Source organism: Neorhizobium sp. BETTINA12A, from assembly GCF_023006485.1.
GTDB lineage: Bacteria > Pseudomonadota > Alphaproteobacteria > Rhizobiales > Rhizobiaceae > Neorhizobium.
In genome coordinates this window covers 1-5309 of record NZ_JALBGW010000237.1, presented here as the reverse complement: position 1 = coordinate 5309, position 5309 = coordinate 1, and the positions used below count along the sequence as shown (strand labels likewise).

The 5309-nt window shown below is 63.6% G+C and carries 7 protein-coding genes; 6 read left to right on the top strand and 1 reads right to left on the bottom strand.

Features of this window, described 5'->3' with window-relative positions:
- The 6 genes from MOV61_RS28065 to MOV61_RS28040 all read left to right on the top strand — a co-directional run.
- On the top strand, positions 1-206 hold a 206-nt coding region (locus MOV61_RS28065), incomplete at its 5' end, for a DUF1403 family protein (RefSeq protein ID WP_247138943.1).
- Positions 207-208: 2 nt separating this feature from the next.
- Entirely contained in the window at positions 209-853 is a 645-nt protein-coding gene (locus tag MOV61_RS28060; protein ID WP_247138941.1) for an SMC-Scp complex subunit ScpB, read from the top strand.
- 76 nt (positions 854-929) lie between these two features.
- Positions 930-1298 carry an antitoxin Xre-like helix-turn-helix domain-containing protein gene (locus MOV61_RS28055; protein ID WP_247138940.1) on the top strand — a complete coding sequence of 123 codons (369 nt, stop codon included), beginning with the start codon at positions 930-932 and terminating at the stop codon, positions 1296-1298.
- Positions 1291-1806 carry an RES family NAD+ phosphorylase gene (locus tag MOV61_RS28050; RefSeq protein ID WP_247138939.1) on the top strand — a complete coding sequence of 172 codons (516 nt, stop codon included), beginning with the start codon at positions 1291-1293 and terminating at the stop codon, positions 1804-1806. The genes MOV61_RS28055 and MOV61_RS28050 overlap by 8 nt, the downstream gene beginning before the upstream one ends.
- Positions 1807-1982: 176 nt before the next feature.
- Positions 1983-3689 (top strand): ATP-binding protein, encoded by a 1707-nt coding sequence (locus tag MOV61_RS28045; protein ID WP_247138938.1) that lies wholly within the window; start codon positions 1983-1985, stop codon positions 3687-3689.
- Between the two features lie 11 nt (positions 3690-3700).
- A complete protein-coding gene (locus tag MOV61_RS28040) occupies positions 3701-4102 on the top strand; it encodes a response regulator (protein ID WP_040123958.1) in 402 nt (133 codons plus the stop codon).
- A gap of 39 nt (positions 4103-4141) precedes the next feature.
- On the opposite strand, the gene MOV61_RS28035 is transcribed toward MOV61_RS28040, so the two are convergent.
- Positions 4142-5309, bottom strand: a 1168-nt coding sequence (locus MOV61_RS28035; RefSeq protein WP_247138937.1) for an RNA polymerase sigma factor, incomplete at its 5' end; no start/stop codon positions are given.

Here is a 5309-nt window from a genome sequence, read left to right as displayed (position 1 = left end):
GGCTTGCCTTCGTCACGCCAAAGCTGCGCGCAAAAGGGGCGGAAGACGGGCTGCGCCTGCTGCTCTCCGATGACGCCGTGTCGGGCTCGCTGCAAACGCCGAACCTTTCCCGTTTTGCGTCGCGCCGGTTGTTCGAGCGGCTGCAGCAGTTGGAAGCGGTGCGCGAGCTTTCCGGCCGTCCCATCTTCCGCATCTACGGGCTCTGAGCATGGCGAAGCGGGCGCGGCAAATCGTCATCGACAAGGAGCTTCTCCACCTGACGCAGGAGGAGCGCCATCGCCAATGGGCGGCGCGGGTGGAGGCGGTGATCTTTGCCTCCTCCGAGCCCGTCACCCGAAAGGCGCTGGAGCGCGTCGTCGGCGAGGACTGCGATATCGAAGCGATCATCGAGGAGATCCGCGAGTCACTCAACGGCCGGCCTTATGAACTCGTCGCGGTCGCCGGCGGCTGGCAGCATCGCACCCGGCCGGAATTTGCCGATGTCATCCATGCTTCCGGTACTGCCAACGCACCGCCCGCGGATCTGACCGATCACCAGGCGTTGGTGCTGATGACGATCGGTTATTTCCAGCCGGTGACACGCGCCGAAATTTCGAAGATTTTCGGGCGCGAGGTGAGCCGTGATACGATCGCGACGCTCCGGCAGCTCGGTTTCCTCGCCTCCGGCCCGCGCAGCCCGACGCCCGGTGCGCCTTATACCTATATCACCACGCCGGCCTTCCTCACCGCCTTCGGTTTCGACACCCTGCGCGACCTGCCGGATACGGAAATGCTGGAGGATGCCGGACTGCTGAGCCGCACGCTGCCGGTCGACGATTTCGTCGAGCCCGAACTGGAAGAAGACGACGATTAGCGGCAGCGCTTGAAATGCGCGGAAATTGCGCTCATATTGAGCAATAGATGATCAAAACTGGATCAGGACTATTCTCATGGCTCATGCTTTTGAAATCGGCGCCGCCGCTTTCCGTGAACAGCAATCCGCGCTTCTGTCGGCGCGGCGGGTGTCCGATCTGCTCGGACTGACCCAGGCGGAACTTGCGAAACTGATCGGTGTCGCCCGCAACACGCTGACGGCGAAAAGCGGCGCCCGCAAGGTCGATCTGGCGCTCTCCCCGGTCGTGCGCATCCTGGCGATGGCGAGCGAGATGGCCGTCGACGAGAACCGCGCGGCGATCTGGTTCAAGCACCAGCCTATCCCGGGTTGGGCCGGCAAGACGGCTTACGACCTCGTCGGCGAAGGCAAGGCCGACAAGGTGCTCGCCTATCTGGAGGCGGTGCGCTCCGGCGTTTATGCCTGAATTGGCCCCGGAATCAGGCGTTCTCTGGCGTGCCTATGTGCCGCGCTGGGCGCACGCGCCGCTTTCCGGCGACGGCGCTGCCCGTTTCGGCGGTCGCTGGAACCCGGTCGGCGCAGCGACCATCTATGCCGCGCGCGAGCTTTCCACGGCCTGGGCGGAGTATAATCAAGGTTTCGTCCAGCATCCGGCCCTGATCGCCCAGCTTCGGCTCGACGGCGCGCGGCTCGCCGATCTGACCAGCCCTGAGGTTCTGTCCGGTCTTGGTGTCGACGAGACCATCCACCGCTGCGAATGGCGAGCCGATCTCGATGCCGGCCGGAGGCCATCGACGCATCTCCTCGCAGAGAGGTTGCTCGATGCCGGCTGCGACGGCATTATCTATCCGTCCTTCATGTCGCCGGGCGGAACCTGCGTCGCCCTCTGGCGCTGGAACGGCAAGGACCAGCCGAAGCTCACGGTCACCGACCCCGACGGCCGCTTGCCAAAAAACCCAGCTTCCTGGTTATAGTCGGGGAAGGGGAGAGCGTTTCTTGCCCGGAGCGTCGGTTCGACCACTGGGACGACCACCACCGCCTGACGCCACACCCACAGCTGTATGGAAAATACTCCGTTCAACCTTGGCATTTAAAATTTAGCGGAATGTAATGTTTTGGATGCATGATGGGCCGAGAGAAAGCGGTGCCCATGCAGCAGAACATCCGTATCACATCGCACGTCACGATCGTGCTGACATTGCTGACGGCCCTGACAGCGCTGCTTCTCGCCGGGTTCATGTGGCTTGCCTCGGTCAAGGTAGACGATCTCTCCTTGACCCGACAGCAGGGTTACGTCGAACAAGGCCTCGACGAGCAGGTGAAGACGGTACAGCATGAACTGGAAAGCGTCACCGTGTGGAACGACGCGGTCCTGCTTGCTGCCAAGAACGATCATCCATGGATTGCCGAGAATATCGGCACATGGATGAACAAATATTTCAGCCATGACCGCACGTATCTATTCAACGAGCGGGACGAGCTGGCCTTCGCCATGCGGGACGGCGAGGATATTGCGGCCCTGACCTTTCTCGACGATGAAAAGGCTGCGGCTGCCTTGCGGGAAGACATCCGGGCGGTGCTCCGCAAACGGATCGCACCCGGCGTTTCCAATCCCCCGGTGCTTGCCGAAATTTTCGCGGAGAAGATCCTTTCGATCGCCGGCCGGCCGGCTGTCGTCAGTGCAAGACCGATCGTCCCGAGCAGCGACGAGGTGACGCTGGATGCCGGCAAGGAATTCATCGTGGTTGCCGTCAGGTTTCTGGATGCCAGCGCGGTCGAGAAAATCGCGCGTTACGCGCGGATCGAGACGCTGCATTTTACCACCGATGCGGCCCAATCGACCGCGGCCATTCCGGTCATCGCCACCGATGGATCGGCGCTTGGATATATGGCTTGGCAGCCCATCCGGCCGGGCCTGATGCTCATCGAGCAGATCGCTCCGGTCGGCATTGCCGGTATCGTCGTGGCCCTGGGCGTGGTGATCTTTCTCGGCCGCGGGCTGCGCAAGACAACCCTCGACCTGTCCGAGAGCCGCCTGGCACTGATGCGCCACCGTGACCAGCTCGAAGAGAGCGTCAGGCTCCGGACGGCGGAGATCGAGCGCCAGCGGGAGGAACTCGACAGGCTTTTGGCGCAAGAGCGGCATGTGAACGCCCTGCAGCGTCAGTTCGTCAGCATGGCTTCCCATGAGTTCCGCACGCCGCTCGCCATCATCGATGCCGCGGCACAGCGCCTGTCGCGCACGAAAACAACCCAGAAGCCCGAATATGTGGAAGAGAAGTCGGCCCAGATCCGCGCCGCCGTGCTGCGCATGGTCGACCTGATGGAGAGCATCCTGTCGGCGGGCCGGCTGGAGACCGGCAAGACGACGCTGAAGCCGGAGCGCCTCTCGCTGGCGGAAATCATCGAATCCTGCTGCGCCCGGCAGATGGACGTTCGCAAATCCCACAGGATTCACCGGGACCTTTCGCATCTGCCGCAGACGATCCTTGCCGATCGCACCACGATCGAACAGGTCTTCACCAACCTTCTTTCGAATGCCGTCAAATATGCCCCCCACGCGCCGGACATCCATATCCGGACCTCGACGAAGAACGGCATGTCCTATGTTTCGATCCAGGATGCCGGCATCGGCATGGATGCCGAGGACCTGCCGAAGCTTTTTCAGCCCTATTACCGGGCCCGCAGCGCGACCGGAATCGCCGGTACCGGCATCGGCCTCAACCTCGTCAAGCAGATCGTCGACCTGCATGGCGGTTCGATTTCGGTCGAGAGCGTACTCGGCCGGGGAACAACATTCACGGTGGCGCTCCCGAACAAGGGACCGCTCGCAAATCTCATCAAACGTGCAGCTTAGGGAATAGCAGGATGATTACCGTACTATGCATCGACGACGAAGCGGATATCCGTCAGCTCATCGTTGAGGAACTGACGGACGCCGGGTTTGCAACTCTGGAGGCCGCCAATGGGCAGGAGGGGCTGGAGGCCATCCTGTCCTATTGGCCGGACATCGTCATCTGCGACATTTCGATGCCCGTCATGGACGGTCACCAGCTCCTGGCAGAAATCCAGATGAACCACGCCGAGCTTTTCAACATCCCCTTCATCCTGCTTTCGGCTTTGACCGACAAGGACAATGTGTTGACCGGACTGCGGGCAGGGGCGGCGGACTATCTGACCAAGCCGATCGATTTCGACCTTCTGCTGGCCAAGCTCGCCGGCTGCATCGCCCGCCTCGAAAACGACCGGGCGGTCGGTCGGGCACTTTGATCTCAAGGCAAGGCGGAGGAGTTCCTCCGCAGCCGCAGCTCAGGACGTAACTGCGAGTCCCGACCGGCGACCTGCCAGGAACCTACGGATCGCCGGGTCCGTTTCGAGACCGATGGCGCGCGCATAGGCGGCGTCGGCTTCTTGTCTTCGGCCGCAGCGGGAGAGCAGGTCGGCGCGGGCGGCCCAATAGGGCTGATAGTCGGCAAGGCGCTGGTCGCCGTTGACCGCATCGAGCACCGCGAGCCCTTCCTCCACGCTCCGGCCGCTGGCGATCACCACGGCGCGGTTGACGGCAACGACCGGCGAGCCGGTCAACGCCCCCAGATGGTCGTAAAGCGTTTCGAGGATCGCCCAATCGGGCTGACGGCCGAAACGGCGGATTGCATGGGCCGATTGCACGGCGGCTTCCAATTGATAGCGGCCAATCCTTCCGCGGTGACTGGCGGTGAGCAGGATGTCTTCGGCCTCGTCGATCAGCGTCCTGTCCCAGGCGGTCGGGTCCTGTTCGTCGAGCGCTACATAATCGCCGGCCTCGGTCCGCCGCGCGCCGCGCCGGGCTTCAAGATGCAGCATCAGTGCCAGCAGGCCGAGCGCTTCCGGCTCGTCGGGCAGCATCACGGCCACCAGCCGGCCAAGCCAGTTCGCCTCCTCCGCCAAAACGCGGCGACGGGACGGGGCGGCGGCCGGGTCGATCCAGCCTTCGGTGAAGGCCGCATAGATCGCCTCCAAAACCGCATCCAGCCGTTCGCTCATGTCGGCGCGTTCGGGCAGGCGAAAGGCGATGCCGGCGTCGCGGATCTTGGTTTTGGCGCGGACCAGCCGCTGCCCCATGGTGGCCGGCGGGACCAGGAAGGTGCTGGCGATCGTCGCCGCGTCGAAGCCAAGGATGGTCTGCAGGATCAGCGGCCCACGCATCCGGGCGTCGATCGCCGGATGGGCGCAGGCGAACATCAGCCGCAGCCGCTCATCCGGGATTTCCGCCTGCTGCTGATCGGAAAGCTCGTCGGACAGCAGTTTCAGATGCTCCGCAGCCGCGGCGCGTGTGCCCCCGCGCCTCATCGCATCGAGCTGCCTTCGGCGGGCGACCGTCAGCAGCCAGGCTTCGGGATTTTTCGGAATGCCTGCATGAGGCCAATCGGAAAGCGCCGAAGCGAAGGCTTCCGACAGCGCATCCTCCGCACCCGCCAGATCGCGGGTGCGGGCGGCG